This is a genomic window from Paludisphaera borealis, from assembly GCF_001956985.1.
In the GTDB taxonomy this organism is placed as follows: Bacteria; Planctomycetota; Planctomycetia; order Isosphaerales; family Isosphaeraceae; genus Paludisphaera; species Paludisphaera borealis.
The window spans coordinates 3938925-3962388 of record NZ_CP019082.1; the positions used below are offsets into that span (position 1 = coordinate 3938925).

Annotated in this window: 20 protein-coding genes; 15 read left to right on the plus strand and 5 right to left on the minus strand. The window is 66.9% G+C overall.

Annotated features, from left to right (window positions below):
* Positions 1–539: 539 nt before the first annotated feature.
* Complete coding sequence (locus BSF38_RS15355) at positions 540–1211, minus strand: dioxygenase family protein (RefSeq protein ID WP_076347016.1); 672 nt, start codon at positions 1209–1211, stop codon at positions 540–542.
* 303 nt (positions 1212–1514) lie between these two features.
* Here BSF38_RS15355 and BSF38_RS15360 point away from each other — a divergent pair, with 303 nt between their 5' ends.
* From BSF38_RS15360 to BSF38_RS15375, 4 genes are all read left to right on the plus strand, one after another.
* The gene (locus BSF38_RS15360) at positions 1515–2540 is read left to right on the plus strand and encodes a DUF1559 domain-containing protein (RefSeq protein ID WP_076347018.1); all 1026 of its coding nucleotides are present in this window, start codon (positions 1515–1517) and stop codon (positions 2538–2540) included.
* 38 nt (positions 2541–2578) lie between these two features.
* Complete coding sequence (locus tag BSF38_RS15365) at positions 2579–4678, plus strand: G8 domain-containing protein (protein WP_076347020.1); 2100 nt, start codon at positions 2579–2581, stop codon at positions 4676–4678.
* The gene (locus tag BSF38_RS15370; RefSeq protein ID WP_076347022.1) at positions 4675–5202 is read left to right on the plus strand and encodes a hypothetical protein; all 528 of its coding nucleotides are present in this window, start codon (positions 4675–4677) and stop codon (positions 5200–5202) included. Before BSF38_RS15365 ends, BSF38_RS15370 begins: the two co-directional genes overlap by 4 nt.
* A gap of 71 nt (positions 5203–5273) precedes the next feature.
* The gene (locus BSF38_RS15375; protein ID WP_076347024.1) at positions 5274–5708 is read left to right on the plus strand and encodes a carboxymuconolactone decarboxylase family protein; all 435 of its coding nucleotides are present in this window, start codon (positions 5274–5276) and stop codon (positions 5706–5708) included.
* 30 nt (positions 5709–5738) lie between these two features.
* Here BSF38_RS15375 and BSF38_RS15380 read toward each other — a convergent pair whose 3' ends face one another.
* Positions 5739–6062 carry a phasin family protein gene (locus tag BSF38_RS15380; RefSeq protein ID WP_076350941.1) on the minus strand — a complete coding sequence of 108 codons (324 nt, stop codon included), beginning with the start codon at positions 6060–6062 and terminating at the stop codon, positions 5739–5741.
* A gap of 307 nt (positions 6063–6369) precedes the next feature.
* On the opposite strand from BSF38_RS15380, the gene BSF38_RS15385 reads away from it, so the two are divergent.
* On the plus strand, positions 6370–7488 hold the full coding sequence (locus BSF38_RS15385) for a tetratricopeptide repeat protein (protein ID WP_076347026.1): 1119 nt from the start codon (positions 6370–6372) through the stop codon (positions 7486–7488).
* Here the strand turns inward: BSF38_RS15385 and BSF38_RS15390 are convergent.
* Positions 7431–8768, minus strand: a complete 1338-nt coding sequence (locus BSF38_RS15390) for a UDP-glucose dehydrogenase family protein (protein WP_076347028.1) — start codon at positions 8766–8768, stop codon at positions 7431–7433. The genes BSF38_RS15385 and BSF38_RS15390 overlap by 58 nt on opposite strands.
* 279 nt (positions 8769–9047) lie before the next feature.
* Here BSF38_RS15390 and BSF38_RS15395 point away from each other — a divergent pair, with 279 nt between their 5' ends.
* Positions 9048–10838 (plus strand): aspartate kinase, encoded by a 1791-nt coding sequence (locus BSF38_RS15395; protein WP_076347030.1) that lies wholly within the window; start codon positions 9048–9050, stop codon positions 10836–10838.
* A 94-nt stretch (positions 10839–10932) separates the two neighbouring features.
* Positions 10933–12192: an argininosuccinate synthase gene (locus BSF38_RS15400; protein ID WP_076347032.1), complete on the plus strand. Its 1260-nt coding sequence runs from the start codon at positions 10933–10935 to the stop codon at positions 12190–12192.
* Positions 12193–12476: 284 nt separating this feature from the next.
* Here the strand turns inward: BSF38_RS15400 and BSF38_RS15405 are convergent, their stop codons facing one another.
* The gene (locus BSF38_RS15405) at positions 12477–13199 is read right to left on the minus strand and encodes a hypothetical protein (protein WP_145952149.1); all 723 of its coding nucleotides are present in this window, start codon (positions 13197–13199) and stop codon (positions 12477–12479) included.
* A 153-nt stretch (positions 13200–13352) separates the two neighbouring features.
* Between BSF38_RS15405 and BSF38_RS15410 the strand changes: the two genes are divergently transcribed.
* Positions 13353–14447 (plus strand): SGNH/GDSL hydrolase family protein, encoded by a 1095-nt coding sequence (locus tag BSF38_RS15410; RefSeq protein WP_076347036.1) that lies wholly within the window; start codon positions 13353–13355, stop codon positions 14445–14447.
* 142 nt (positions 14448–14589) lie between these two features.
* A complete protein-coding gene (locus tag BSF38_RS15415) occupies positions 14590–14889 on the plus strand; it encodes a hypothetical protein (RefSeq protein ID WP_076347038.1) in 300 nt (99 codons plus the stop codon).
* A gap of 28 nt (positions 14890–14917) precedes the next feature.
* On the opposite strand, the gene BSF38_RS15420 is transcribed toward BSF38_RS15415, so the two are convergent.
* The gene (locus tag BSF38_RS15420; protein ID WP_076347040.1) at positions 14918–15814 is read right to left on the minus strand and encodes a hypothetical protein; all 897 of its coding nucleotides are present in this window, start codon (positions 15812–15814) and stop codon (positions 14918–14920) included.
* Between the two features lie 209 nt (positions 15815–16023).
* Between BSF38_RS15420 and BSF38_RS15425 the strand changes: the two genes are divergently transcribed.
* From BSF38_RS15425 to secD, 6 genes are all read left to right on the plus strand, one after another.
* Positions 16024–16314, plus strand: a complete 291-nt coding sequence (locus BSF38_RS15425) for a hypothetical protein (protein ID WP_076347042.1) — start codon at positions 16024–16026, stop codon at positions 16312–16314.
* 7 nt (positions 16315–16321) lie between these two features.
* Positions 16322–16726 carry an HNH endonuclease gene (locus tag BSF38_RS15430; protein WP_076347044.1) on the plus strand — a complete coding sequence of 135 codons (405 nt, stop codon included), beginning with the start codon at positions 16322–16324 and terminating at the stop codon, positions 16724–16726.
* A 393-nt stretch (positions 16727–17119) separates the two neighbouring features.
* The gene (locus BSF38_RS15435) at positions 17120–18466 is read left to right on the plus strand and encodes a DNA-directed RNA polymerase subunit alpha C-terminal domain-containing protein (protein ID WP_076347046.1); all 1347 of its coding nucleotides are present in this window, start codon (positions 17120–17122) and stop codon (positions 18464–18466) included.
* A gap of 10 nt (positions 18467–18476) precedes the next feature.
* Complete coding sequence (tgt, locus tag BSF38_RS15440) at positions 18477–19640, plus strand: tRNA guanosine(34) transglycosylase Tgt (RefSeq protein WP_083712966.1); 1164 nt, start codon at positions 18477–18479, stop codon at positions 19638–19640.
* A 133-nt stretch (positions 19641–19773) separates the two neighbouring features.
* Positions 19774–20112 carry a preprotein translocase subunit YajC gene (gene yajC, locus BSF38_RS15445; protein ID WP_237170475.1) on the plus strand — a complete coding sequence of 113 codons (339 nt, stop codon included), beginning with the start codon at positions 19774–19776 and terminating at the stop codon, positions 20110–20112.
* Positions 20113–20429: 317 nt separating this feature from the next.
* Positions 20430–23456, plus strand: coding sequence for a protein translocase subunit SecD (gene secD, locus BSF38_RS15450; RefSeq protein WP_083712967.1), 3027 nt, complete (start codon positions 20430–20432; stop codon positions 23454–23456).
* Positions 23457–23464: the final 8 nt, after the last annotated feature.

Below are 23464 nucleotides of genomic sequence, written 5' to 3' on the forward strand. Positions count from 1 at the left end.
CAATACCCTCCCCTTAGGTCGGGTGATTTGAGAAGCACCCAGCCCGCAGCCTTTCCAGACTTCAGCAGGCGCTCGTACTCAGCCAAGGCATCACGCATTTTCTGTCACTGTGTCACAATTTAGATTAATCGAAAGAGGAACCCGATTTCTGAAACGAGGAGCGCGACGGCCGGCACGAGGAGCACGACGCCCGCAAATAATAAGCAGACGGTCCCCCCGCTCGCCAATGATCGACCACCGTCGACGACGCCGCCCGGCGAAAGCCCGCTGGATTGAAATATCGATTAATAGAGGGTCTTAGACTTGGTATCATGCAAGTCCCGCCAGATCCTTCTATTGACCAGCCAGAGGAACGCGACGATTGGCACGAGGAGTTCGACGGCCGCAAAAAAACAGACGGTCCACTTGTTCGTGGTAGCCGCCATAAGTTGGAACGAGGCGCGACAGGCGATGAGGTAGCACACGAATCCCGCAAAGGCTCGCGATCCGCGGCGCTTCATGGCCTGTCTCCCTTTCGTCGAATCGGCCGCCCTATCGGCTCAGGCTTCCGGCGTGACGCCGATAACGAGGTCGCCTCGGGCGGAGAGTTCGCCGATCTTGGAGCCTTCGACGGGGGTGAAGGCGAGGGTCAGGGCGTCGCGGTCCTTGGGATCGCGGAGGCTCTTGTAGATGCCGTCGCGTTCGTTTTCGGGGGAGCCCTTGATGTAGAACTGCGTCGTCAGCAGCTCCTTGCGCCCCTTGCGGACCTTGACGTGGATGTGAGGCGCGCGGCCGGTGTAGGCGACGGGCTTGATCGTCCGGAAGTAGTATTCGCCGGTCGAGCCGGTGAGGAACCGGCCGAAGCCCTGGAAGTTGGCGTTGAACTTGCCGTGCGCGGGGTCTTTGGTGTGGAGGTACGCGCCGTTGGCGTCGACCTGCCAGATCTCGATCAGGGCATTGCGGATCGGCTCGCCCTTGCTGTCGAGCAGGCGGCCCGTGAGGTGGGTGATCTCGCCGACGGCCGAGGTCAGATTGTCGTTGACGACGATCAGGTCGTTGTCGGTGTCGAGCGGCAGCTTGTCGGGGTAGAAAGGCCCCTCGGTCTGGCTGGGCGTCCGCATCAGCTCGTCGGCGAACGCGCCCCGGGCCGCGAAGGCCGACGCCCCCAGCGCCAGCGATCCCAGAAACGCACGCCGATGGGTCGGCCGGTCGATCGATTCGAAGCGGTGCATCACGAGACCTCCGGGAGGACGAGGCGAATTCACCCGACGACACGACTTCCTTGTACCACATTCCCGGCGACGCCCGCCACGGGCCGGAAGCGGTCCACGCCCCAACGGCACGGGATGATCAATTCCCCGCCGCGCGGGGACGATAAACCGCCGTTCCGATCGCGTCAGCTCCCGATCGGCAAGACGGAAGTCGAGTGAAAACCCATAGTTGCCCCGCGCCCTCATTCAGGCGCGTGATTTGCGTTCCGAGGTGGCGCTCGCTACGGATCATCCCGAGACGTCTCGCCTTCGAGTCCACATCCCATGAAAATTCCCGCATTCTTGCCGACCCGTCCCCCTGGCGCCTCTCGGCTCCGACGACGGGCCGGATTCACCCTGATCGAGCTGCTGGTGGTGATCGCGATCATCGCCGTGCTGATCGCGTTGTTGCTGCCGGCCGTACAATCGGCCCGCGAGGCGGCCCGCCGCGCCCAGTGCGTCAACAACCTCAAGCAGATGGGGCTGGCGATGCACAATTACGAGAGTACGAACGGCGGCTTCCCGCCTGGGGCGTTGTACTACGGCTTCGGCGCCGGAAACGCCTCCAGCTTCAAGAACGGCTGGTCAGTCCGCATCCTGAATTATCTCGAGCAGCGGCAGGTCTACGACTCTTACAACTTCTACTTTACGTTCACCAACTGGGCCAACCAGACGGCCGTGAAGACGAGCATCTCAAGCTTCATCTGCCCGTCGTCGCCGCGCGGCGGCGAGGTGATCCAGGGCATCCCCAACCTTGACGTCGGCTACTTCATCGGCCCCGACCGCGCCGCGGCGCGGTCAGACTATTTCACCGCGCGGTCGGTCGTGCCGGCTTGGTATTCCGACGACCCCGAACTCGCCGCGGCGCTCCAGTGGACCAAGCACACGCCGTTCTCCGCAATCACCGACGGGACGTCGAACACGATGCTGGTCTACGAGGTCGCGGGGAAGCCTGATTTTTACAGCCGCCGCTCGCTTGTGCGGACCTGGGCGTCGGACGTCGCCAATAACGTCTACTTCGAGACCGGCGCCTGGGGCGGCTACATGAGCATGCGGCTCGTGACGTTCAAGGGGGCTGCATTCGGCGCTCCTTGCGCGATCGACTGCCACAACGGCTGGGACTACGACGGCCCTTGCGTCGTCAACTGCCACAACGGCTGGAACAGCGCCTATTCCTTCCACCCGGGCGGCATCAACACGCTCGCCTGCGACGGCTCAGTGCGATTCGTCAAGGAATCAGTCAGCCCCTCCGTCTTCCTCGCGTTCGGCACACGGGCCCAGGGTGAGATCCTGAGCGCCGACGCCTTCTGATCGAACGTCTCACGAAACCATCGAGAAAGCCTAGCATCATGATTCATTCAATCGTACTGGCGGCGGTCGCCGCGACGATCGGGGCCGCCGAGCCGACGCTGGTCCGCTCGGCTGACAGCGGTCCGTGGTCGGCGGCGTCGACCTGGGAAGGGGGCCGCGCGCCGGGCGCGGGCGACCGGGTCCTGGTTCGCGAAGGTCATCACGTGCTCTACGACGTCGACTCGGCGACGGTGATCCGCGCGGTGCACGTCTCGGGCGTGCTCCGATTCGCGACCGACCGCGACACCCGGCTCGACGTCGGCCTGCTCCGCGTCCAGCCGGGCGACGACGTCTCCGAGGAAGGCTTCGAGTGCGCCCCGCACGCCGCCAAGCCCGCTGACTCGGGCCAGGCCGCGTCGACCCCGACCGCCGCGCTCGAGGTCGGCACGGCCGACGAGCCGATCGTCGCGGGCCGCAGGGCGCTGATCCGGCTCACGTACATCGAGGGGATGGACAAGGAGTCGTTCCCGGCGATCGTCGCGTGCGGCGGCCGGATGGAGTTCCACGGCGCCCCGATGGCGCGGACGTGGGTCAAGCTCCAGCGGACGGCGGACGTCAATCAAACGCTCGTGTTTCTGAACGAGCCGGTCGAGGGCTGGAAGCCGGGCGACCGGGTCATCCTCACCGGGACGACCCGCCACCTGGGCTACGGCGGAACCTACACCGACAGCGTCCGCGACCAGCCGTCGACCGAGGAGCGGACGATCACGAAGCTGGCGATCTCGCAGTTCAACGGCATCCCGTCGCTCACCGTCGACGCCCCGTTGAAGTTCGATCATCGGGTTATCGAAGACTACCGGGGCGAGGTCGCGAACCTGAGCCGCAACGTGGTCATCGAATCGGCCGACCCGAAGGGTGTGCGCGGGCACGTGATGTACCACAAGCGGTCGGCCGGCTCGATCAGCTACGGCGAGTTCCGACATCTGGGCAAGGAGGGGGTGCTCGGCCGCTACAGCCTGCACTTCCACCTCGCCGGCAACTCGATGCGCGGGACGTCGGTCGTCGGCGCCTCGTTCTGGGACAGCGCCAACCGCTGGATCACGATCCACGGCACGAACTACCTGGTCGTCCGCGACTGCGTCGGCTACCGGAGCGTCGGCCACGGGTTCTTCCTCGAAGACGGCACTGAGGTCTACAACGTCTTCGACCGCTGCCTGGCCGTTCAGGCGTGCCTGGGCCGCCCGCTGCCCAAGCAGGTCTTGCCGTTCGACCACAACGACGGAGCGGGATTCTGGTGGGCCAACAGTCTGAACACGTTCACCCGCAACGTCGCCGCCGAGTGCGACCAGTACGGCTACCGGTTCGAGGCCCGCAAAACGGCCGACTTCGACCCGGAACTCAACGTCATGCAGCCCGACGGCTCGTACAAGGTCGTCGACATCCGCACCTTGCCGTTCGTCCGGTTCGAGGGGAACGAGGCCCATTGCCATCGGCGGTTCGGTGTCAACCTCGGCGGCTTCAAGGGGGTCGCCCGCGATGAAGACAAATATGAGGACGTGAAGTCGGGCGACGTCCAGGGCGTCGGGCCCGACCCCGGCCACCCGTTCATGATCCGCGACACCAAGCTCTGGAACTGCCACTGGCCGTTCCACGCCGGCTCGCCGACCGTCAAGGTCGACGACATGTCCATCTACGACTGCGAGTACGGGCTATGGCGCTCGAACACGCGACGGCACGTCTACAACAATCTCGAAATGCGGGTGATCCGGTCGCACTCGATCTTCCACCCCTGGGGCGGATTCCCGACCGCCGGCGAGGGCTACGAGCAGAACCTGAAACCCGTCGACGATCTGCCCCCGGCCACCGCAATCACCGGCGTCTCCGCTTCCGGCCCGAGTCGGGTCGTCGTGCGGGGAACCGCCTCGGAGAACGGCGCGGTCGCAAAGGTCTTAGTCAACGGCCGCCCGGCGCGTTCGGTTCGCGGCCGGTTCGACGAGTGGGAAGTCGAGATCGACGGCGTCGGCGGCGACGGCATCGACCTCAGCGCCCACGCCGAGGACGTCGCGGGAAACGTCGAGAAGCTCCCCCACGTCGTCCATTTCCCGATCGACCCGAACGATGCAATCGCCAATCCGAAAGGACGCGCGGCAAGCCGATGAACTTTCGACCTTCACAATCGCTGCGAGCGCCGAGGCTGGCGCTCGCCTCCGCCCTCTTGCTGCTCGCGCTCCCCTCCTGCGGCAACGACGACGGCCGGCCGAAACGGCATCCGGCGACCGGCAAGGTCCTGGTCGACGGCAAGGGTACGGGTGGGATTCAAATCCGCCTCGTCCCGGTCGACCGTCTCCGCGACGTCGACGCCCTCCGCCCCAGCGGCGTAACTGACGACGGCGGCGCCTACCGCCTGGGAACGTACGACGAGGACGATGGCGCGCCGGTGGGCCGCTACAAGGTCATCCTCTTCTGGCCCGACGCACCACCGGGCCAGAGTCGCCCCAAAGACCTGTTCGGCGGCAGATACGCCAAGCCGGAATCGAGCGTCTTCGAACTCACAATCGCCGACGGAGAGAACCAACTCGCTGACATCGAAACGGCGAAGGCCGCCGCCCCCGCGAAGCCCCGGCCGACAACCCGCCGAAATGCCGCGCTCGGCCCCGATCCCGATGGGCCGTCGGCGAAATAGCAGCTGATGTGGTAAGCTGACTCCTAGATGTTTCAGATCAAACAGAACGAAGGCGAGCGGGGGCCGAGGCCATGCCACACGAGGACCATCCCACGTCCACCGTCAATGCGGTCGAAGAGCATGAGGCGAAAGACCGGGTCGCCGAGATTTTCGCCGACATCAAAGCGACCAAGAACCTCGACTTCGTGCCCCGGTTCTGGCGCGTGATCGCGACCAACCCGGTGCAGCTCGACCTGGTCTGGACGACGCTGAAGACCCTGATGCACCCCGAAGCCGTCGGCCGAACGGCGAAGCTCGACGCCGCCACCCGCGAGATGGTCGCGCTGGCCGTCTCGGCGACCAACGCCTGCCCCTACTGCATCAACTCGCACACCGCCGCCCTCCGCAAGCTGGGGATCGACGAAGAGGCGCTCGGCGAGGTCATGGCCATCGCCGGCCTCTTCAACATGACCAACGCACTGGCGAGCGGATACCAGATCGAGCCCGACGTCCGCCCGCCGCATTGAATCGAGCGGGAGTGAGCGCCCCCGCGCCGCTCAATTGTGCGAGGTCGTCGAGTCTTGGTGCCTCTTCAACTCGGCGGCCAGATCGTCGACTCTGGCCTGGAGGCCGGCGATCTCGTCTTTGTGGACCAGGTTCAGCCCTTCGATCGTCTTCTTGACGACCGCGTTGATGCGGGTCTCGAACTCGTTGCGGGCGGTGTCCGACTGCTTGACCAGGTTGTCGACGAACTCGCGGCCCTCGCTCTCGGAGAGCTTGGCCTGCGAGACGAGATCGCGGCCCAGCTCCTCGACTTTGTCCTTGGTCATGACGGCGAGGCCGACGCCGGTCAGCAAAGTCTTCTTGATCAGGTCGATCATCGCGGGCTCCTTCGAGAAGAGGACGGTTGTCACCTGATCTCGATTATACCCGAGCGCCACGCCCGGCCGCCCCTCGGCTCAAGGGCCGGGCCCCCGACATAGGGGGCTGAACCCGCGAATCCGCGCGACAGGGGTTTTCAAAGGGGGGCGGCTTGGTCAGGATGGGATTCTGGAACGAAGCTTCCCGGGCGGCCGGCGAAAGCCGCCTTTCTCCTCTCTCGGAACCCGTCGCCGCATGGCTCGCCGACGATCGTCGCCCACGCCTTCTCAACCGTCGCCGCAGCGCGGGCGTTCGGAACGGAAACGGATGCGCCGGGAACCCCGGGGCTGGCGCTGGCGAGGCCGCGACGTCACGATCGCGGTCGTCGGGCTGGTCGCGATCGTGTCGGCGTTGGGCTTCTTGCTGGCTCGCGGCGACCGCCGGAGCTTGAAGGTCCGAGCCGAGGCCGCCGTCGAGGCGAAGGATTGGGAATCCGCCCTGGCGCTCTGGCGGCGGGTCAACGCCTCGCCCGAGGCCACGGGAGCGACCTTGCTCCAGGAGGGGAGGGCCTGCCTGGCGATCGGGAAGGCGGCCCAGGCCGAGGATGCGCTGCGGAAGGCCGTGGCGGCGCAGCCGGAAAACCTTCAGGGGTGGCTCTTTCTGGCCGGGATCTACCGCGTCGAGGACCGCCAGCTCGACGTGATGAACCTCGGCTGGAAGGCGATCGAATACATCGCGCCCGCCGATCGCTCGGCCTTGCTCCGCGAGGTCACGCTGACGATCCTGACCGAGCTGCCCGACGACCTGGCGCGATCCACGCTGGCGCGCTGGCTGGCGGCCGACCCGTCGGACGTCGAGGCCGAGGCGGCGCTGTTGCGGCGGATCGGCTCCGACCCTCGGTCGGACGACCCGGACCGTCAGACGCGGCGGGATCGGCTCGAAGACCTGTCCGTCCGACACCCGGACCACCCCAACGTGCGCGAGGCCTTGGCGATCTTGCTGGCCGACGGCCGCGACGACGACGACTTCCGCGCGGTGCTCGACTCGTGGCCCGCCGACAGCCGCGACGCGCGGTACTGGCGGCTCAAGGGGCGACTGTACCTTGACGTCGACCGCCGGCCCGAGCCGGCCGCCGACGCGTTCCGCCGCGCCCTGGTCGAGCTTCCCCACGACTGGCGGTCGCACTACGGCCTGGCGCGCGCCCTGACGAAATTGAACAAGCCGGAGGAAGCCGCGAGCGAGGCCAAGACGGTCAGCCGGATTCGCGAGACGATCGACCCGCTGACGCTCGGGCCGAGCCTCGAAGCGACGGTCACCCGTCTCGACCAGGCGTCGGCCCGCGGCGCGGTCGCCGACCTCTGCGCGCGGGTCGGCCTGGAACGGCTGGCTCAGGCCTGGCGGTCGGCCTCGGCGCCCGAACCCGGCGCCACCCGGCCGATGCCGTAATAGGTGAACCCCAGCTCGGCCATCCGCTCGGGGTCGAAGACGTTGCGGCCGTCGAAGACCACCGGACTGCGAAGCAGCCGGATCATGACGTCGAAGTCCGGGTTGCGGAACTCGTTCCACTCGGTCGCGATCACCAGGGCGTCGGCCTCCTCGAGCGCGCCGTAGGGGCGGTCGCAGTAGGTCAGCTTGTCGCCGTAGAGGTCGCGGACGTTGGCGATCGCCTCGGGGTCGTGGACGCGGATGTGCGCCCCGTCGCGGAGCAGGGCGTCGATCAACACCAGCGCCGGAGCCTCGCGGACGTCGTCGGTGCGGGGCTTGAAGGCCAGCCCCCAGACGGCGATGGTCTTGCCGCGCAGGCCGTCCTTGAAGTGGCTGGCGAGCTTGGAGTGGAGGACTTCCTTCTGCGCCTCGTTGACCTCGTCGACCGCCTCCATCATCCGGGCCGGCAGGCCCCGCGATTGGGCCATGTGAATGACCGCGCGGATGTCCTTGGGGAAGCAGCTTCCGCCGTAGCCGACCCCCGGATGGAGGAAGTGGAAGCCGATCCGCTGGTCGTGGCCGATGCCGCGGCGGACGTCGTTGACGTCGGCCTTGTACGCCTCGCAGAGGTTGGCCATCTCGTTGATGAAGCTGATCTTGGTCGCCAGCAGGCAGTTGGCGACGTACTTGGTCATCTCGGCGCTCTCGGGCGACATCACCAAAAACGGCCGGTCGGTCCGCAAGAACGGCGCGTAAAGCTCGTGCAGGGTCTCGGCGACTTCCGGCCGGCGGACGCCGACGACCACGCGGTCGGGCTTGTTGAAATCCTCGATCGCCGCCCCTTCCTTGAGGAACTCGGGGTTGTTGGCGACGTCGAACGGGATCGTCGTGGACTCGGCCATCCGCCGGGCCAGCTCGGCGTTGGTGCCGACCGGGACCGTGCTCTTGATGACGATCACCTTGGGCTCGGTCAGGCTCTCGGCGATCTGCTTGCCGACCGCCCAGACGCCGCTCAGGTCGGCGCCGCCGTGGTCGGCCTGGGGGGTGCCCACCGCCACGAAGATGATCTCGGCGTCGGCGATCCCCGCGGCCAGGTCGGTCGAGAACGTCAGCCGGCCGTCGCGCGTGTTGCGATGCACCAGCTCGGCCAGGCCCGGCTCGTAGATCGGGATCTTGCCCTGCTTCAGGCCCTCGATCTTGGCGGCGATCTTGTCGATGCAGACGACGTCGTTGCCGCTCTCCGCCAGGCAGGTCCCCTGGACCAAGCCGACGTACCCCGTTCCGATGACTGCGATTTTCACGATGGTCTTCCTTGGGCCAAGAGGCGCGTCTCCGGACCGATCGAGGCGTTCTCGGCGAGCCTCGGCGCGGCCGCGCCCAACAACGTCAAGGCCGCATTATGGTGAAAGTCGGCGAGAATCGACAAGATCGGCGGCCCGGAAACAGCGCCGGACTTCTCGCCAGCCCGCGCGCGCTTCGTTACAATAGGACCCCTGATGTTGCGCCCATGCTCAGACTCGCGGCCGGTGGCCGGCGGTCGGCGGCGAGGCGCGTCACGGGGCGTCGACGGGAGTAGCACGTTGTCATTGCTCGTACAGAAGTTCGGCGGCACCAGCGTCGCCGATTCCGACAAGATCCTGGCCGCGGCGCGGCGGGCGATCCAGGCGCATCAGCGGGGCGATCAGGTGCTGGTCGTCGTCTCCGCGCGGGGGCACACCACCGACGAACTGGTCGCCCTGGCCCGCGAGATCACCGACCGGCCGCCGGCGCGCGAGATGGACATGCTCCTCTCGACCGGCGAGCAGGTGAGCGTGGCGCTCATGGCCATGGCGATCGAGAGGCTGGGGGTGCCGGCGATCAGCTTCACCGGCGCTCAGATCGGCCTCACGACCGACAGTTACCACACCAAGGCCCGGATCAGGAACATCTCGACCGACCGCATGAAGTCGGCCCTCGACGACGGCAAGATCGTCATCGTCGCCGGCTTCCAGGGGGTGGACGAGAACTACAACATCACGACCCTGGGGCGTGGAGGGTCCGACACCACGGCCGTCGCCCTGGCCGCCGTGCTCGGCGCCGCCGCCTGCGAGATCTATACGGACGTCGACGGCGTCTACACCACCGACCCCAGGATCGTCCCCGAAGCCCGCAAGATCGACCGGATCAGCTACGACGAGATGCTTGAACTGGCGAGCCTGGGCGCGGGGGTGATGCACTCGCGGTCGATCGAGTTCGCCAAGAAGTACGGCGTGCCGATCCACGTCCGCAGCAGCTTCTCCGACGCGCCGGGCACCTGGATCGTCGCCGCCGACGACGCCCGCCGCCTGGGCGTCGCCGTCACCGGCGCGGCGCTCGCCAAGGACGAGGCGCGGATCACCATGGTCGCCGTGCCCGACCGGCCGGGCGTCGTCCACACGATCTTCCACACGATCGCCAAGGCGAACATCGTCGTCGACATGATCGTCCAGAACGTCTCCGTCAAGGGCGCCGCCGAGATCAGCTTCACCGTCGCCAAGGCCGACCTGCCCGACGTCCTGACCGCCGCCGAGGCCGCCGCCAAGGCCGTCGGCGCGTCGACCGTGATGCACGACTCGGACGTCGCCAAGGTCTCGGTCGTCGGCCTCGGGATGCGGACCCACACCGGCGTCGCCACGACCATGTTCGAGGCGCTCGCGAAGGAGGGGATCAACATCCAGATGATCACCACCAGCGAGATCAAGATCAGCGTCCTGGTCGATCGCGCCAAGGCCGCCGCCGCCCTCCGGGCCGTTCACAAGGCGTACTTGCTCGACGAGGTCCACGCGGAGGTCCACGCGCCGTTCGTCCCGTCGTCGGCCGCCAACCGGGCCATGAAGCTCGTCCCGCTGGCCGACGACGGCGCGACCGACACCCGCCCCCGGGGGATGGAAGACCTGGTGATCGCCGGCGTCGACCTCGACGAGACCCAGGCCGGCGTCTCGTTGTTCGGCGTCCCCGACGAGCCCGGCTACGCGGCGAAGGTCTTCCGGGCCATCGCCGACGCCGGCGTGTTCGTCGACATGATCGTCCAGAACGTCAGCCTCGAAGGGAACACCGACCTGTCGTTCACCGTCCCCCGCGAGTCGGCCGACCGCGCCGCCGCCGCCGTCGAACCCCTCGCCCGGGGCCGGATCGCCATCGAGCCCGCCCTGGCCAAGCTCGCCGTCTCCGGCGTCGGCATGCGGACCCACACGGGCGTCGCCACCGCGATGTTCGGCGCCCTCGCCGAGCGCTCCATCAACATCAAGCTGATCAACACCAGCGAGGTCCGGATCAACGTCGGCGCCGACATCGCCAGCGGCCAGATCGCCCTCGAATGCCTGCGGCGGGTCTTCGCCGTCAATGGAGACTGACGACGCGTCCCAGGAACGGGATGATGCGCTCGTCGACCGTAAATCTTCTTGAACCCCGTCCCCTCGTCCCAGCCCAAAGAAAGAGCTATCAGCCGTGGCGCGTGAGAAGATCGTACTGGCCTACAGCGGCGGCCTCGACACCTCGGTGGCCGTCAAGTGGATCAATGAAACGTATGACATGGACGTCATCGCCTACACCTGCGACCTCGGGCAGGGGCAGGACATTCAGGCGATCCGCGAGAAGGCGCTGCGCACCGGCGCGGTCGACGCGATCGCCGAGGACGCCCGCAACCTGTTCGTCGACTACTTCGTCTGGCCGTCGCTGATGGCCGGGGCGTTGTATGAGGGCAAGTACCCGCTGGCCACGGCGCTCGGGCGGCCGCTGATCGCGCAGCTCATGGTGCGCGTGGCCCGCGAGCACGGCGCGACGGCCGTGGCGCACGGCTGCACCGGCAAGGGGAACGACCAGGTCCGGTTCGACGTCACGTTCCAGACCCTCGCGCCCGACCTCAAGATCGTCGCCCCGGTCCGCGAGTGGAAGTGGACCCGGACGCAGGAACTCGAATACGCCGCCCAGCACGGCATCGAGGTCGAGGCGACCAAGAAGTCGATCTTCAGCACCGACCAGAACCTCTGGGGACGGTCGATCGAGGCCGGCATCCTCGAAGACCCCTGGGTCGAGCCGCCGCCGGAGACCTTCCAGTGGACCGTCGACCCCCGCAATGCGCCCGACGAGCCCGAAGAGGTCGAGATCACCTTCGAGCAGGGCCGGCCGACCGCGATCAACGGCCGCGAACTTGACGGCGCCGAGCTGATCATCGAGCTGAACGCGCTCGCCGGCAAGCACGGCGTCGGCCGGATCGACCACATCGAGAACCGGCTCGTCGGCATCAAGAGCCGCGAGATCTACGAGGCCCCCGGCGCGGTCCTCTTGTACGAGGCCCATCGCGAGCTGGAGTTCCTCACGCTCTCGAAGGAGTCGCTGCGGTTCAAGACCCAGGTCAGCCAGGCGTACGCCGACCTGATCTACAACGGCCTCTGGTTCAGCCAGCTCCACCAGGACCTGATGGCGTTCACGGTCAGCAACCAGCAGTACGTCTCGGGCGTGGTCCGAATGAAGCTGTACAGGGGCCACCTGATGGTCGTCGGCCGCAAGAGCCCCCACAGCCTCTACCGCCACGAGCTGGCCACCTACGAGGAAGGCGACCAGTACGACGTCTCCGCCGCCATGGGCTTCATCAAGATCCACGGCCTCGGCCAGACCACCCAGGCCAAGTACCAGCTCCTCAACGCCAAAGCCGGCGGCCCCCGCCTCGAACTCCCCAGCATCATCCCGCCCGACACGCGGAAGTGAGCGGAGAGAAACCACATCACCACTTCGGCAATCGTCCCCCTCTCCCCCCGGGAGAGGGGGGCCGAAGGCCGGGTGAGGGTCGTCGGATTCACCACGGATTGCGGCCGGCGAAAGACGGTCTCCGCGTACGCTTTCCTCAAAGCGCCGGGACCCTCATCCGGCCTTCGGCCACCTTCTCCCGAGGGGAGAAGGATAATTGCAACGGCATTTTTTGATATTCGCGAGCGACGCACGAGCCGACCGTGTTGATGGATCGGCAGTCGGCGCTCACCTTGCGTCGCCCATCATTCCGACGATCTTCGCCCCAGGCGGACCGCTTCCGCCTTGGCCTGGAGTTTGAGGGAGATGGAGTTGGCGAGCAGATCGACGTCGGCGACGGCTCGCAAGACCGTGTCTCCGCTCGCTCCCCGCGCGTAGAGCGGCGCGAGGTTGCCGATGACGGCGAGCATCTCGGTGCAGAAGAGCAGGTATGTGTGATCGAGCTTCCTGCCGCCGAGGGGAGGTCCGGTCTCGGGCCGGTACAGGTCCGGGGTGAAATAGAGCTGCGTCACGTCGATGACGTGGATGAATTCGCGAAGCTCCTCGATGTACCCGAGCACCCGCCTGCGCTTGATCCGGGCCTCGAACGAGGCGAGGAACCAGAGCGCCCCGGCGAGGATCGCCACGAGGTTGAAGCCGGCGTCAGTGGCCTCGAACACCTCGGTGATCGTGCCGAAGACCCAACGCGCGTGGACGTGGAAGCCGATGAACCCCAGGAGCGACGCCGCCGCGACGATCGCCAGCACCGACGCCGCCCGGACCGCGTAGATCGGCCGCCGCGCCCGGCTCGCCCGCTCGTCGGTGCAATGCGCGATCTGCACCAGCTCGGCGGCGAGCCCCGACAGAGTGCTGCCCGGCAGCCGCTGGTCGATCTCGCGCGCCAGGTTCTCGGCGGTCTCGACGATCCGGGGAGGGTCGAGCCGGTGCTTCACCCCGTCTTTCGGGGCCGTCGAGAATCGGATGCCCAAGGTCGAACTCCCATCAGTCGATCGCGGATCGGCCTCATTCCGTCCTTCCACGCGCATGTTACAATTTCGGGACGTCGCCAGACAGCCTCTCGTCCACCCCCGTTCGACTTCTTTCCGTCTCGCATCGCCCTCGCCGAAAGGACTCATCTTTTAATGAAGGCATCTTACCGTATCGCGGCGACCCTGCTGGCCGTGTTCGCCTTGCATCCCGGCCGCGCGTCGGCCGAGGACGTACGGTGGCGCGACGCCGCGTCGCTCGAGATCGAGGGCAGGGGGTGGGCCAAGACCGCGGGCCCCTACGACCGGCTTCCGGATTCCGCCAAAAGCAAGGTCAACTCGACGGCCTGGAACCTGAGCAAGGAGACCTCCGGCGTCTGCATCCGGTTCGTCACCGACGCGGCGGTCGTCAGCGTGCGGTGGTCGGTCACCAGCGGGTCGCTCGCCATGCCTCACATGGCCGCGACCGGGGTCAGCGGCGTGGACCTCTACGCCCGATCGGCCGGCGGTTCGTGGCGGTTCGTCGGCAACGGCCGGCCGCACAAGCAGGACGGCAATCTCGGCAGGTTTGAATTCCCCGAAGGCGCGAAGCCCGGGCGCGAGTGCCTGCTGTACCTCCCCGCATACAACGGCACGAAGTCGCTGGAGATCGGCGTGCCGGCGAGCGCGCATCTGGAAGTGCCGAAGCCGCGTCCCGAAGCCCTGCGCAAGCCGATCGTCGTCTACGGCACGTCGATCGTCCAGGGGGGCTGCGCATCGCGGCCGGGGATGGTCTGGACGGCCATCCTGGGCCGGATGCTCGACCGGCCGGTGGTCAACCTGGGGTTCTCGGGCTCGGGCTCGATGGAGCCCCCCATTGGAGAACCGCTCGCCGAGATCGACGCCGCGGCCTACGTGATCGACTGCATCTGGAACATGAGCGAAGACCCGAATGTGTACAAGGATCACGTATCCAATCTCGTGCATACGATCCGCAAGGCGCGCCCCGACGCCCCCATCATCTTCGTGGGCCAGTCGCTGATGCGCCCGGAGGCCCACCCCACGAAGTCCACGATCGGCCAGGAGGCGGCGGTGCGGGCCTTGCAGGAAGAAGGCGTCAAGGGCCTCGTCGCGGTTCCGGGCGGGAACCTCATCGGCGACGACGGCGAGGGGACCGTGGACGGCGTCCACCTCACCGACGTCGGCATGCTCCGGCAGGCGCGCGCCTTGCTTCCCATCGTCCGCGAGGCCGTGAGCGGGTTGATCGAGTGACGCGTCCACGCTAAGAAGGAAGGACTCCCGGGCCGACACGAGAAAGCGACGATACCATATGCAGACTCGTTCCGCCGATTCAGGTCCGCCCGAACGGCCCGCAAGGCCGCTGAGTGGGCGGCTGCAATGGAGTTTGCGAGGGATGCTCGCCCTTGTGGCATGCGTCGCGTGCTTCCTGGCGGCTTGCAGGTGGGTCTGGACGCTGATCGACCCGGTGTGGGATTTCCTTGTCGCTCACGCCGTCGTCGTCGCCGGCGCGTTGCCCCACTCTCCCGTCGCTTTGGGCCGCCTGGAACTCCCGTTGCTGCTCGCCTTCTCGGCGATTGGGGGCGTCCTCGTCGGGACGTTCGTCGGCGTGGCCGTCGACTTCGCCGCCGGTCTCGTCCGGAAGTCGATCGCGTTCGTGAAGGCTCTCGCACACGCCTTGCGACCGGAGCGGTGACGTTGGTGCGACCGCCCGGCACGCACGGTCAAGGGCTCGGCGTCGCCTGCGGCTCGCGCGCCGCGACGACTTTCCAGCCGGCCTCGAGAGGGTTCTTGAACTCGCCGGGGTCGCCTTCCTCCGCCCGACACGAGTGTTCGTCCACGGCGACGACCCTCAGCTTCCGGCTTCTGTAACGATCGCCGCGCCCCTGGACCGTCAGAACGCTGCCGATGCGAAGACCGTCGGCCGATCCCACGTCGCCCCTGACGCGGCCTCCCTCAGTCGCCTCGACGATCGCGCCGAACACGGCGCTTTCACGCAAGTACGCCGCCCACGGCTCCGGCAGCTCGGGGACGCCGTCGACCCGGACGTTGAGGCCGAGGGCATAGAAGCGCGAGGCCTCCGTCTCGTGCCTCGGCTCGTCGCCGTTGATGATCGCGTCGCAGAATTCCTGGAGGCTCTCGGGCGGGATCAGATACGACCGAGAGCCCCACCGGATCGGGAGGAAGATTCGCTTGATGCGCGGCTCGATTTGCTTGACCGGCGAGAGCACAAGGTATCCAGTAACGGGTATCACAGAGCCCGATTCCCGGTGATACACCCCGAGACAGCCCGACCAGACGAACGAATACCTGCCGTCGGGCAGGATGCTCAGACGCCAGTTCCGTCCTCGGCTTGCGCCCTGATCGTACTCACCCGCGACGCCCGCGAAGTCGTTCCCAACGCCCGCGACGGGCGCCGGGTAGCGGTGGGCGAGGTCGTAATCCGCGCCGGTTGGAAGCATGAGGCAGAACAGGACCCAGACGATCGCCGCAATCACGACGCCTTCAGTCAAGCTCAGCTTCCGTCGCGGCAGCCACCACCGCCGAGTCGCGGGCGGGGCGCCCCAATCGTCCCACGACGCGACGGCTTTCTTCCCGGGCGCGATTCGATCGTCGCTCACGTCGTCCTCCCCCCGGCCAGCGACCCGCGCGAGGTGACGGTCCGCGTCTCCTCCTATACTTTATGTCGAAACCATCCCGGCGGTCGATGAGGCTCGGGGGTTTTCGACGTCGCGTCCGACGGACGGACGAGCCTTATCGATTCCCGCCAAGGCTCCCCACGTGCTAGACTCCAATCGATCGGGTTTCTTACGCGAGAAGAGGCCGAGTCATGAGCACGACCACGAGCCCCGAGAACGAAGTGACGATCCTCGCCCGAGTCCTCGGCGACGAACGCGGGGAGCTCTCTCCCGAAATCGCCCGCCACATCCTGGGCGTCGGTTTCAGCGACCGCGACAAGGCCCGCATGAACGACCTTGCGACTCGCAATCAGGAGGGCGCGCTCTCGACCGCAGAGCAGGAAGAGATGGCCGCCTTCTCCAAGGCCGGCACAATGCTCTCCATTCTTAAATCCAAGGCTCGCCGCGCGCTCGGAGTCAAACTCGAACTTCCCACTTACTGACGTGGGCATGGATGCGGCGCTCACACGCTTGGTCTGGCAGCGGGCCAAGGGTTGTTGCGAGTACTGCCAGACGCCCCAGGCGGCCGATGAAATCGCATTTCAGATCGACCACGTCATGGCCCGCAAGCATGGCGGTCCGACCACCGTCGACAACCTTTGCTTGAGCTGCTTCCACTGCAACTCTTCCAAGGGTTCGGACATCGCGACCCTGGCCCCGCGCACGCGGAGACTCGTGCCGCTCTTCAATCCGCGTCGACAAGAATGGCCCCGCCATTTCCGCTGGGAGGGCGCGTATCAGGTCGGCCGTACGCAAATCGGCGACGCCACCATCGTCTTACTCAAGATCAACGACCCGTTCCGCGTCGATCTCCGCGAAACGCTGATCGAGGAAGGCGTCTTTCCGCCGGTGTAAGTAGCGAGTGGAGAGCCGCCCACCCGCCGGCTACTCCGCCTGCATCGCCGGGTCCTCGACGATCAGTCCGTCGAACCGGGCGGCCCTTTTGAGTTCGCCGTCCGCTCCGGCGGCGGTCACCATCGGCAAAGGGCCGGCCTGACCACTCACGCCGTCAACCATCACGGCGTGCGCTGCTTGCAAGGGGCGGGCCGGACTTTGACAAACGGTGACGATTTGTTAGGATATGGGATTCATCCCGTCGTCGCCGCGGCAGATGTATTGATACGGGCGAAGGATTCGCTGGCGGCGCGACGTGGTCCGATCAACTTCGATGGACGCTGTTGATACGATGATAATGATCCTGCCAAGGCGTCCTCGACGCTCGCGAGCGGCACAGGGAGATTTTCTGGTATGACCGAGATGATGACCACGGACGTCCGTGCGATCATGGATCGCACCCCCTTCGACGTGTCGGCCGTCGCCGACCTCCGCGAGGTGCTGAACCGCGATCCGTCCCGCTATCGAACCCTCCGCGACGCCGTGGCGACGATCCGCGACCGCGAGCAGAAAGACAAGGACGTCCCCCCCGAGGCTCATCTCCGCCTCGGCGTCGGCGAAGTCCTCCTCGGTCGCTACGGCGTGGGCCTCAACAACCTCAAGCGCGCCGGCGACGGCGGCATGGCCAATTATTTCCAGGGCCTGGCCCTCGAAAACCTCCAGCGCTACGCCGAGGCCGCCGAGTCGTTCGCCCGGTCGGCCCAGGCCGGCTACGACCCCAAGAACTCCGAGCTGCACCGCGCCGGGGCCTTGAGGCGGATCGGCAGGGTCGACGAGGCCAGGACGATCCTCCAGGGACTGGAGAAGCACAGCGGCTCGTCGGCCGAGTACCACTTCCAGCAGGGTGCCGTGCTCGCCGCCGACGGCGAGCTCGAGCTGGCCTCGGCCGAGCTGGAAAAGGCCCTCAGCCTCGACAAGGACCACAACGGCGCGCTCTTCGAGCTGGCGTACATCAACGACCTGTTCGGCAACGACGACGCGGCCGTCGACTTCTACAAGCGTTGCACCGAGCGTCCGCCGGTGCCGCTGGCCGCCTGGATCAACCTCGGGGTCCTCTATGAGGACGAGATGCGGTTCCGCGAGGCCGAGCAGTGCTACCGCCAGGTGCTCAACCACGAGCCGAACCACCCCCGCGCCCGGCTGTTCGTCAAGGACTGCCAGGCCAGCAAGGGGATGTACTACGACGAGGAAGCCGAGAAGGGCTACACCGTCCTCAAGCAGCTTCTCGAAATCCCCGTCACCGACTTCGAGCTCTCGGTCCGCAGCCGCAACTGCCTCCGCAAGATGAACATCCGGACCCTCGGCGACTTGACCCGGACCACCGAGATCGCGCTGCTCGCCAGCAAGAACTTCGGCGAGACGTCGCTGGCCGAGATCAAGGAGATGATGCAGTCGAAGGGGGTCCGCCTGGGCATGGCCCTCGAAGGCTCCGAGCGCGGCCCCACCACCCACGACCACCGCGCCGAGCCGCCGCAAGAGATCCCGCCCGAGGTCCAGGCGCTCCTGAGCAAGCCGATCAGCGAGCTGAGCCTGTCGGTCCGGGCCCGCAAGTGCATGAGCAAGCTCAACCTCCAGTCGGTCGGCGACCTCACTCGGCGGTCGGGCGACGAGCTTTTGGAGTGCAAGAACTTCGGCGTCACCTCGCTCAACGAGGTCCGCGACAAGCTCTCGACCCTCGGCCTGAAGCTCAAGAACGACTGAGCCCCTCTTGATGCCGGACACCGAAACCGCACCGGAACGAATCCCGCACGGGCCGACGACCGACCGTCCCGTGCGGTTCTCGACCCTTGCGCGCGACGCCGGCTCGGCGGCCCGCGCGGGGAGGCTGGAGACGCCCCACGGGGCGGTCGAGACCCCGGCGTTCATGCCGGTCGGCACCCAGGGGACCGTCAAGGGGCTGACGCCCGACCAGCTCTGGGCCGGCGGCTCGCGGATGATCCTGGCCAACACCTATCACCTCGCGCTTCGGCCCGGCGAGGAGACCGTCGCGGCGCTCGGCGGCCTGCACCGGTTCACGGGCTGGGACGGGCCGATCCTCACCGATTCGGGGGGGTTCCAGGTCTTCAGCCTGGCCCAGCGCGCCAAGATCACCGACCACGGCGCGTCGTTCCGGTCGCACCTCGACGGCCGGCTGCTGGAGCTGACTCCCGAACGCGCGGTGGCGATCCAAGAGGCCCTCGGCGCCGACGTCGCCATGTGCCTCGACCACTGCCCGGCCTTGCCCGCCGGCAAGGACGCGATCGCCCGGGCCGTCGACCGCACCATCGCCTGGGCCGGACGCTGCAAGGCCGCCCACGCCCGGGCCGACCAGGCGCTGTTCGGGATCGTCCAGGGGGGCGCGCACGAAGACCTCCGCGCCCGATGCGCCGAGGCCCTCGTCGCGCTCGACTTCGACGGCTACGCCGTGGGGGGCGTCAGCGTGGGCGAGAGTCGCGAGGAAGTCCGCCGGGCGCTCGCCGTCTCGACCCACCGGCTCCCCGAGGACCGCCCCCGGTATTTGATGGGGGTGGGCCGGCCGCAAGACCTGCTCGACGCCGTCGCCACCGGGATCGACCTCTTCGACTGCGTCATGCCGACGCGCAACGGCCGCAACGCAACGTGTTTCACCGACCAGGGTTTGGTCAAGCTCCGCAACGCCGCCCACACCCGCGACGCGAGTCCGCTGGAAGCCGGCTGCGACTGCCTGACGTGCGCCAAGTTCAGCCGGGGCTACCTCCGCCACCTGTTCATGGCCAAGGAGATGCTGGGTCCGATCCTGGCGTCGATCCACAACCTCGCGTACCTCCATCGACTGACGAGCCGGATGCGCGAAGCGATCCGCGCCGGGCGGTTTGTCCAGTTGCGGATGGAAGTGCTTGAAGCATTAGGACCCTAGGCGTTAGAGTGCAGGACGATACGGCGGCCGGATCGGGCGTGCGACCGACCGATCGCCCCGCCGTCCGCCGCGATCCACCGGCCGACCGGCCTTCCGACGACCTTCTTTGCGAACCGAGCCTTTACGGACCCCCATGATGCCTGGACTGTTCGACGTGATCGGGCCGATCTTCGCCCAAGCCGCGGGGAACGACAACAGTTGGACCGGCTTCCTGATCCTGCTGCCGATCCCCGTCCTCTTCTATTTCATGATCTGGCTCCCCCAGCAGCAGCAAGAGAAGAAGCGGCGGGCGATGATCGACGCCCTCAAGAAGAACGACAAGGTGGTCACCATCGCGGGGATCTTCGGCACGGTGACCTCGGTCGACCCCGACCAGGACAAGATCGTCCTGCGGATCGACGACGACAAGGGGGTCAAGATCGGCGTCACCCGGGCGAGCGTGGCGCGCGTGCTCGAACCGTCGTCCGATTGATCGAGCGAAGATCGAGAACGGTGGGCACGCCATCCGAAATCGTTACAGCGTTATGAGTTGGAATCGGAGCAGGGCGGTGCGAGCATGCCTTCTCCCGTTACGGGAGAAGGTGCCCCGCAGGGGCGGTTGAGGGGTGGACGCGAAGGCTCTCGCCCCCTCATCCGGCCTTCGGCCACCTTCTCCTTCAAGGAAGAAGGGACGCTTGCCCGATCGTCCGCGACTCAACAGCAAGCTGCTCTAACATTCTTACATCTGATTGATCCCATGCCGACCAAGGAAATCGGTCGGCCGTCGCCTGCGGGGCCCGAGGAACGCCGATGAAGAAACTCGTGAACTGGAAGACACTCCTGATCGTGGGATCGACCCTCGCGGGCCTGATCGCCATGTATCCCCCCGACAAGAAGCTGAAGCTGGGGATCGACCTCTCGGGCGGCACGATCCTCGTCTACGAGGTCATGCCGGAGAGCCAGTCCTCGAACTTCGACATGGACGAGCTGATCGCGGCCCTGAAGCAGCGGGCCGACCCTCAGGGGGTGAAGGAGACGCCGATCCGCAAGATCGGCAGCAACCGGCTCGAAATCATCCTTCCCAAGGCGAGCCCGGAGGAGGTCGAGGAAGTCAAGAAGATGCTGACCGACGTCGGCTCGCTTGAGTTCCGAATCCTCGCCAACCGCAAGCACGACGCCGAGGCGATCTCCCGCGCCATGGGCCCCGGCGGGCTGGCGAAGCCTCCGACGCGGTACAAGTGGGCGCGGCTGGGCGAGATCTCGACCGGCGTCGACCCCACGTTCACCGCCGAGAGCCTCAGCGACCCCAGCCAGACCTGGAAGCGCGACCTGTACGCCGGGACCGAGGTGTTCCTCACCGGCAAGGACGCCGACGGCGTGGAGAAGACGATCGACGTGCCGATCGTCCGCAACACGCCCGACACCCTGTTCCTCGCCCGGCCCCACGACCTCAAGTCGATCACGTCGTACCGGGTCGAGTTCAACCCCAGCGGCATCCGCGGCGGCGACCCCGCCAACCCCCGGATCACCGACCCGATCATTCGCGAGGAGAAGGTCGGCGGCAACCGCACCGAGATCTACATCCTTTGCGCCGTCGACCGCCAGAACGTGACCGGCGCCTACCTCTCGCGCACCTACCAGACGCCCGACGAGCGGCTCCAGCCGGCCGTCGGCTTCCAGTTCAACCGCCAGGGCGCCCGGCGGTTCGGCCAGCTCACCCGCGAGCACCTGCCCGAAGAAGGCGACGCCTTCAAGTACCAGCTCGCGATCCTGCTCGACAACCTGGTGATGTCGGCCCCGTCGATCAACTCCGAGATCCGCGATTCGGGGATCATCGAGGGAGGCGGCCAGGGCTTCAAGGCCAAGGAAGTCCAGCACCTGGTCAACATCCTCCAGGCCGGCAGCCTGCCGGCGAGCCTCAACCCGGTCCCGCTCCAGGAGGAGAACGTCGGCCCGACCTTGGGTGAAGACTCGATCACCAAGGGCTGGCAGGCGATCTGGGTGTCGATGCTGGTGGTGCCGATCTTCATGATCTTCTACTACCGGTTCGCCGGCGTGGTGGCGGTCGTCGCCCTGGTGGTGAACATGATCCTGCTGGTGGGCTCGATGGCCTTCATGCAGGCCACGTTCTCGCTGCCGGGCCTCGCCGGGCTGGCGCTGACGATCGGCATGGCCGTCGACGCCAACGTGCTGGTGTTCGAGCGGATGCGGGAAGAGAAAGAGCGCGGGGCGGGCCTCGCCCAGCAGATCCGCAACGGGTTCAACCGGGCGTGGGTCACCATCTTCGACTCCCACGTCACCAACCTGCTGGCCGCCATCGTGCTTTACGCCGTGGGGACCCAGGAGGTCAAGGGCTTCGCCCTGACCATGATCATCGGCATGCTCTGGAACCTGTACACGGCCGTGTTCATGTCGCGGGTGATCTTCGAGACCGCCTACGCCCGCGGCTGGCTCAAGGAGCTGCACTTCCTCAAGATGTGGGACAAGACCAGCATCGACTTCGTCGGCCCGCGGTACTACTGCATGGCGGTGTCGCTGGTCGTCATCCTGTTGGGCCTGGGCGCGTTCTTCGCCCGCGGCAAGTCGATGTACAACATCGACTTCACCGGCGGCACCCTGGTCACCATCCGGCTCAACGAGGCCGACCCGACCGTCCAGAACAAGACCGAGTCGCAGCGGGTCGAGTTCGTCCGCGAGCGCGCCGGCATCCTGCCCGACGTCACCGTCGAGAGCCTCCGCATCGGCCAGTCGGCGAAGGCCGCCCGGTTCAACATCCGGACGACCGACCAGGATATGGTGCAGGTCAAGAACAAGATCATCGAGTCGTTCGGTTCGACGCTCGCCAAGATCGAGATGACCGTCGGCGACGAGAAGGCCATCCCCGGCGCCCCGGCGGCCGACGCCGCCAAGGCCGCGACCCCCAGCCTCGTGAACCGGTTCGCCGGCGGCCGGCAGTACGACCTGAACTTCAACACCACGTCGTTCAACAGCACCCAGCCCCCCGCGCAGGTCGTCAGCGCCGAGTTCGCCAAGATCCTCCAGGCCGGCGGAATCGTGAACCCGAACTCGCGGTTCGAGATCGTCGCCGGCCTCGCCCCGAAGGCCGGCGCGGGGACCAACCTGATCCTCAAGACCGACCTCGAGCCCGACGCCGCCAAGGCTCAGCTCGCCACGCTCAAGGACTCGCTGGCCAACAACCGCGACCTCCTCTTCGAGCGCGTCAACAACTTCGGCAGCACCGTGGCCGGCGAGACCCGGACCCTCGCCCTGATCGCCACCGTGGCGAGCTGGATCATCATCATCGTCTACCTCTGGTGGCGGTTCCACTCGTTCACCTACGGCCTCGCGGCGGTCCTCGCCGTCGTCCACGACGTGCTCATCACCCTGGGCGCGCTGGCCGTCAGCTACTGGCTCGCCCTGGTGCCGGGGCTCAACTCCCTGCTGATGATCGACCAGTTCAAGATCGACTTGCCGATCGTCGCGGCGTTCCTCACCCTGATCGGGTTCTCGGTCAACGACACGATCGTGATCTTCGACCGAATCCGCGAGATCAAGGGGAAGACGCCCCACCTGACCAGCAAGCTGGTCAACGACGCCATCAACCAGACGTTGAGTCGGACGATTTTGACGTCGCTCACCGCCTGGCTCGTCGTCGTCGTCCTCTACGTCCTCGGCGGCGAGGGCCTGCACGGCTTCGCCTTCGCCCTGGTCGTCGGCTTCCTGAGCGGAACCTACAGCACCATCTACATCGCCACCCCGATCCTCATCGACTGGATGGGCTCCGACGAGCCCCCCGTCAAGCCCGGCGAGGTGAAGAAGGCGGTGACCTCGCGCTGACCCGATCG

What these genes read in the sequence shown, in the direction of transcription:
- BSF38_RS15355 (WP_076347016.1), bottom strand. Translation starts at nt 1,211, where the DNA reads ATGCACCGCTTCGAATCGATCGACCGGCCGACCCATCGGCGTGCGTTT.
- BSF38_RS15360 (WP_076347018.1), top strand. Translation starts at nt 1,515, where the DNA reads ATGAAAATTCCCGCATTCTTGCCGACCCGTCCCCCTGGCGCCTCTCGG.
- BSF38_RS15365 (WP_076347020.1), top strand. Translation starts at nt 2,579, where the DNA reads ATGATTCATTCAATCGTACTGGCGGCGGTCGCCGCGACGATCGGGGCC.
- BSF38_RS15370 (WP_076347022.1), top strand. Translation starts at nt 4,675, where the DNA reads ATGAACTTTCGACCTTCACAATCGCTGCGAGCGCCGAGGCTGGCGCTC.
- BSF38_RS15375 (WP_076347024.1), top strand. Translation starts at nt 5,274, where the DNA reads ATGCCACACGAGGACCATCCCACGTCCACCGTCAATGCGGTCGAAGAG.
- BSF38_RS15380 (WP_076350941.1), bottom strand. Translation starts at nt 6,062, where the DNA reads ATGATCGACCTGATCAAGAAGACTTTGCTGACCGGCGTCGGCCTCGCC.
- BSF38_RS15385 (WP_076347026.1), top strand. Translation starts at nt 6,370, where the DNA reads ATGCGCCGGGAACCCCGGGGCTGGCGCTGGCGAGGCCGCGACGTCACG.
- BSF38_RS15410 (WP_076347036.1), top strand. Translation starts at nt 13,353, where the DNA reads ATGAAGGCATCTTACCGTATCGCGGCGACCCTGCTGGCCGTGTTCGCC.
- BSF38_RS15415 (WP_076347038.1), top strand. Translation starts at nt 14,590, where the DNA reads ATGCTCGCCCTTGTGGCATGCGTCGCGTGCTTCCTGGCGGCTTGCAGG.
- BSF38_RS15425 (WP_076347042.1), top strand. Translation starts at nt 16,024, where the DNA reads ATGAGCACGACCACGAGCCCCGAGAACGAAGTGACGATCCTCGCCCGA.
- BSF38_RS15430 (WP_076347044.1), top strand. Translation starts at nt 16,322, where the DNA reads ATGGATGCGGCGCTCACACGCTTGGTCTGGCAGCGGGCCAAGGGTTGT.
- BSF38_RS15435 (WP_076347046.1), top strand. Translation starts at nt 17,120, where the DNA reads ATGACCGAGATGATGACCACGGACGTCCGTGCGATCATGGATCGCACC.
- tgt (WP_083712966.1), top strand. Translation starts at nt 18,477, where the DNA reads ATGCCGGACACCGAAACCGCACCGGAACGAATCCCGCACGGGCCGACG.
- yajC (WP_237170475.1), top strand. Translation starts at nt 19,774, where the DNA reads ATGATGCCTGGACTGTTCGACGTGATCGGGCCGATCTTCGCCCAAGCC.
- secD (WP_083712967.1), top strand. Translation starts at nt 20,430, where the DNA reads ATGAAGAAACTCGTGAACTGGAAGACACTCCTGATCGTGGGATCGACC.